Annotated in this window: 6 protein-coding genes and 1 pseudogene; all 7 read right to left on the reverse strand. The window is 62.1% G+C overall.

The window, feature by feature from the left end; translation table 11 throughout:
• Positions 1-81: 81 nt before the first annotated feature.
• Positions 82-762 (reverse strand): phage virion morphogenesis protein, encoded by a 681-nt coding sequence (locus tag GV818_RS33525; protein WP_161778724.1) that lies wholly within the window; start codon positions 760-762, stop codon positions 82-84.
• Positions 752-1,195, reverse strand: a complete 444-nt coding sequence (locus GV818_RS33530) for a phage tail protein (protein WP_161778725.1) — start codon at positions 1,193-1,195, stop codon at positions 752-754. Before GV818_RS33530 ends, GV818_RS33525 begins: the two co-directional genes overlap by 11 nt.
• The gene (locus GV818_RS33535; protein ID WP_161778726.1) at positions 1,192-1,677 is read right to left on the reverse strand and encodes a hypothetical protein; all 486 of its coding nucleotides are present in this window, start codon (positions 1,675-1,677) and stop codon (positions 1,192-1,194) included. The genes GV818_RS33530 and GV818_RS33535 overlap by 4 nt, the downstream gene beginning before the upstream one ends.
• Entirely contained in the window at positions 1,674-2,135 is a 462-nt protein-coding gene (locus GV818_RS33540) for a head completion/stabilization protein (RefSeq protein WP_060842894.1), read from the reverse strand. Before GV818_RS33540 ends, GV818_RS33535 begins: the two co-directional genes overlap by 4 nt.
• Positions 2,136-2,231: 96 nt before the next feature.
• Positions 2,232-2,951: a phage terminase small subunit gene (gene gpM, locus GV818_RS33545; RefSeq protein WP_161778727.1), complete on the reverse strand. Its 720-nt coding sequence runs from the start codon at positions 2,949-2,951 to the stop codon at positions 2,232-2,234.
• Entirely contained in the window at positions 2,948-3,970 is a 1,023-nt protein-coding gene (locus GV818_RS33550; protein WP_161778728.1) for a phage major capsid protein, P2 family, read from the reverse strand. The genes gpM and GV818_RS33550 overlap by 4 nt, the downstream gene beginning before the upstream one ends.
• Position 3,971: 1 nt before the next feature.
• Positions 3,972-4,362, reverse strand: a pseudogene (locus GV818_RS33555) (capsid scaffolding protein); the annotation flags it as partial.

Consider the following 4,362-nt stretch of genomic DNA (forward strand, 5'->3'; position numbering starts at 1 on the left):
AGCGCTCGATCTCGGTCACGGCACCCTGGCCGAGGTTGAGGTTATGAACGCTGACTTTGCCGAGTGCCATGCTGTGCCTCGTTAGCGGGGAGAATTGAGGATTTGTTGCAGCACCTGGTTCACCAGCAGGCTGGTGTCCCGTTCGCTGCTGACGCCCAGGAACTGGCGCTTGGGCAGGGTAATTTCCCAGCTCTGTGCGCCTGTGCTCTCGGCCTTTTCATCGGAAAGAATGCGGATCAGCAGGCCCGCCTGGGCGTACCCGACGTGTTCCTGTATCCAGGCCACGGGCGGCCGGGACAGGCGCTTTTTGCCCGCCTGGCGAACCTTGAAGCCCAACCGGCGCAGGCGCTTGGCCTGCTTATCGGTCGAGGCCAGGCCTTCCGGGACTTTGTTCCACCGGCGCATCTGCGCGGCGGTGCGGCGCTCCGATTCGCCGTTGTGCTGCTGGGCGGCCACCCAACTGGTCAGGCCGTTGCGCCACCCGAGGGTGGCCTCGTCCGGGCTGACTCGGGTCACCTGCAGCAGCTTGCCCAGGCCGGCCTCCATCTTCTTTTTGCCCTTCTCGGGGTTACGCCGAGGGGCAAACGGGGAGCCGTCCAGGTTCTGCTGCTCGCGGATGCGCTTACGGGACATGGTCCGCACGCGCTTGGAAACGTTGTTCAGCAGCCGCCGGCGAAGCTGCGGCGGCAGACTCAGCAAGGCCAGTTGCTCGCGCACGCCCAGGTAGCCCCGGGCGTCCAGTTCAAAGGTGCTACGCGCCATGGCTGCGGACCTCGCCCTGTTCTGCAGTCCAGAGCTCAAAGTCCACCAGGCCCCACTTCTTGCCGAAGGCATCGATCAAGCCATTGGGGTCTTCAGCCAGGTGCTGGGGCTCGATGAACTCCAGGGTCAGCTCGACGTCGGCCAGGTCGTTATCCAGTTGCTCGACCACGAACGCCGGCGCCGGCAGGTCGTCGCGGTCTGGGTCGTGGGTTTCCAGCCAACTGCCCACCAGGGCCATCAGCAGCGCCGGGTTTTCTGCGAAACGCTCCAGGACCAGGACGGCGCGATAGCGCATGTCGCCCATGTGTAGCCCCTTGGTGCCGTTCTTCCAGATCAGGTCCAGGTTCACCTGCTCGGCGAAGCTGTCGATCTGCTCGGGCGCCACCAGGTTGCAGGCAATGAGATAGGCGGTCAGCGCCTTGAGCTTGATCACTGCAGAAACTCTCCCAGGATGCTCAGGCGGAACTGCTCGGGCGGCATAGATGCACGGTTAGAGCGGACAAAGTCGCGGTAATCGAAGGGCCATTGATAGCGTTCGAACCGTTGACCATTGGCCTGTATCAGCCGCATGAGTAGGTCGTTTTCAGGCGAGTCTTCACCCGCCACGCGCAGGCGCTGGGCTGTGGTCGCGTAATACGCTCCAGGACGCAATTGCACAGACTTGAGCTGTTCGAATTCGTCAAAAAACCACACCGCATGCTGATAGGTGCCGTCACTCAGCGACGGCGCCCCATCGGGGACCACATTCACGTTGGCCAGCGGCACGGGTAGCCAGTTCGCCAGGTGCGGATCACATACAAAAACGACCTGACGGCCACCTGCCGCGACGGCATTGGCCATGCTGCATAGGCGAGTGGTCTTGCCTGTCATCCTTGGCGAGACTTCCAGATAGGCGATGCTGACCGGCTTGCTCATAGCAAGGCCGCCGTGATGCGGCCACGGCCCTGCAGGGCGCGCACGGCCTGCTGGCTGAAAGCGAGGAAGGTTTCAGCCCGCTCCGGGGCTTCCTTGCCGGTGTTCTCGGCGCTTTCGCGGCGGTTCACCGTGGCGAACTGGGGCAGCGCCTGGGCCTTGGCGCGGTTGTAGACGGCGCGCTTGTATAGCTTGGCTTTGAAGGCCCGTTCAGGCAGCAGCAGAGGGTCCGCGGTTTCCACGTTGGTGATACCGACGGCTTGCCAGCGGGCCTTGCACTTGGCCAGGTCGTCATTCACCTCGACCATGGCCATGGTCAGGGTGTCGGTCAGCAGTTCCACCAGGTACTCCGCCGGCAGGCGCTGTTCCTTCTGGAATTCCGATAGCGAAAGGTCCGGCCAGAAGCCGTCGTTCTCGATCGTCAGGTCCACAAAGGTGGTGGGTTTCCCGGAAAAGCTCATTGCTGGCCGCTCAAATAGGGCGGGAAACACCGTTTCAACGGGGCGGGCCATAAATGGCTGACTCGTCTCACGGGTTCCCGCTGGGGGGGTAGTCGGTTACTCGGTGGCCTGGGCGGCCTGTTGTTTTTTCAATGCCTTGCGGCATTCGTCGGTCCGGGTGCCCACACCGACCTTGGGATACAGCTCGGTCGCACGTTCAAAGTGCTTGAGCGCGGTTTCCCAGTCGCCGGCCTCCTGGGCACGGATGCCGATCAACTTGTGGAACTTGGCCGGGATCTGCTCGGTCAGCTGCCATTCGCCGTCCACACGGGGCAGCAAGTCGGACAGGTAAGGCTCGGGACTGCGATTGGCCTTGTGCTCGGCTTCGGCCCACTCAAGGATCGCGTCCGCAACAAAGGTCTGAATGTCCCGGCGCTGGAAGCGCTCAGGCATCTGCTGGCCCTGACTGATCGCGAAGTCGGCAAGCTCCAGGCCGTCCTCGAACTGGGCCGTATCGAACAGCCAGACGATCACCTGGACCAGGACACGGTTCGGCAGGTTCTGGCCGGACTCGACATAGCGCTGGATAAAGTCCTGGTATTTGGGCAAGAGCTCGTCCCGTTTCAGCATCTGTTTCCCGGCCAGACCGTTGATCGCGCTCAAGCGCTCCAGGTCCAAGTCCAGGGCCGCTTCCTGCAGCAGAATGTTTTTGCGGGCATTGGCAGGGCTGCTCAGCGCCTCCGCATGGGAGTACGCCACAGGTGCAGCTGCAGCAGCCGCTACTGCAGCGCCTCCCAGGGCTTGGACGCGGCGCTTGTGCGCCAGGGCCAGGCTCACTTCAGAACCTCCACGTTCTCGGTCAGCGCGAATTTTTCCAGCTGCTCGATCACGTAACCTTCGTTACGGCTGTTGAAGTCCTCAACGCGGGAGCGCCTCGGGTTGTCCACGGTCTGCTTGCGCCAGCTGGAGTCCTGGTAGTAGATCGACAGGTTGTCGAAGCTGGTAACCAGGACCGCGTTCACCGGGAAGAACGGAACGATGAAAGAAGGCAGGCCGCCATAGGTGTCGATCACCTGGGCATCTTCAATGCGTTCTTTTTCGGTCGGCACTTCACCCTGTTTTGCGTACAGCTTGCCCTGGGCGCTGGCCATCAAGTCGGAGCCGATGATTGCTATCAGGTCGCCGCCGTCGCGCAGGCGTTCGTCCACCATTTGCTTGGTGTCGTGCACCAGTTCGTCGAGGTTTGCATAGTCGCCGCCGGCGCCCACCTTGACTTTGCCCGAGCCCTTGACGCCTTCCTGGAGCACTTGGGCCGGGATCAGCTCGCGTGCCTGCTGCAACCAGCCCTTGTTCACGTCCTGGAGCATTGGGTACTTTTCGAGATCGGTCTGCACGGCCGCGTGGGTGCCATGGAAACCGACCATGATCCGGTCCAGGGCGATCTGTTTCTGCACCGCTGCCGAATACTTCTGGTGGAAGTCCGGGAACTTGGCCCAGGCGTCGATCTTCGCGTAAGGCAGGCCCACGTCCGACTCGGTGGAACTCAGTTCGTAGGTCGAATGATCCAGGGCGGAAGCGTCTTTTACCTCGCGATCGGTGGTCTTGGTGTTGGTACGGCCAGTGACAGGGCCAGTGGTACCAATGAACACCTTCTGCCCCTTGATCTCGCTCACGCCGAAAACGTTGATGCGCTCCAAGAAATCGGCTTTCGCGGTGATGGCTTCGTTCAGTTCCTGCGCGATCGACGGTTCCACGCTGAACTGCTTGCTGGGCAGTTCCACACCGTAGGTTTCAGCGATCGCCAGCTGCAGCTCGGCATACATCTTGGCGCCGTAGGCGCTCAGAGACTGGGCCATATCAGAACACCTTCTTTTTGCCAGGGGCTACAGGACCGGCGTTGCGCGGCAGTTGGCGCCCGGTAGTGGTGTTTTGCAGCGTGCTGAACTGCTTCTGCAGGCTGGAGAGTGCGGCCAGCACTTTCTGGTTGGAGCCGCCTTTGCGGCGGTACTCGCGCTCTTCTTCTGCGGTGGCGACGATCTCTTCAACTGCTGCACTGACGTCGTCGATCGGGCCCTGGGCGGGCTCAGGTGCATCTTCTACAGCCGGTTCAATCACGGCCTTGATGCCGGCGGCGACAACCAGCAGCTGTTCCAGCAGGGCTGTCAGGGCCGTTGCGGTGGCTTCATCCATTGGGGGTTTGCTCTCAGTTGGGGTTGACGGGGTTGCGGTGAGGGGTTCGGTGCTAAAG

Origin of the sequence: Pseudomonas sp. Fl4BN1, from assembly GCF_009908285.1 — a bacterium.
Lineage (GTDB): Bacteria > Pseudomonadota > Gammaproteobacteria > Pseudomonadales > Pseudomonadaceae > Aquipseudomonas.

Excerpts from the sequence above, each read along its gene's own strand:
- GV818_RS33550 (WP_161778728.1), bottom strand. The coding sequence starts at position 3,970 with ATGGCCCAGTCTCTGAGCGCCTACGGCGCCAAGATGTATGCCGAGCTG.
- GV818_RS33525 (WP_161778724.1), bottom strand. The coding sequence starts at position 762 with ATGGCGCGTAGCACCTTTGAACTGGACGCCCGGGGCTACCTGGGCGTG.
- GV818_RS33535 (WP_161778726.1), bottom strand. The coding sequence starts at position 1,677 with ATGAGCAAGCCGGTCAGCATCGCCTATCTGGAAGTCTCGCCAAGGATG.
- GV818_RS33540 (WP_060842894.1), bottom strand. The coding sequence starts at position 2,135 with ATGAGCTTTTCCGGGAAACCCACCACCTTTGTGGACCTGACGATCGAG.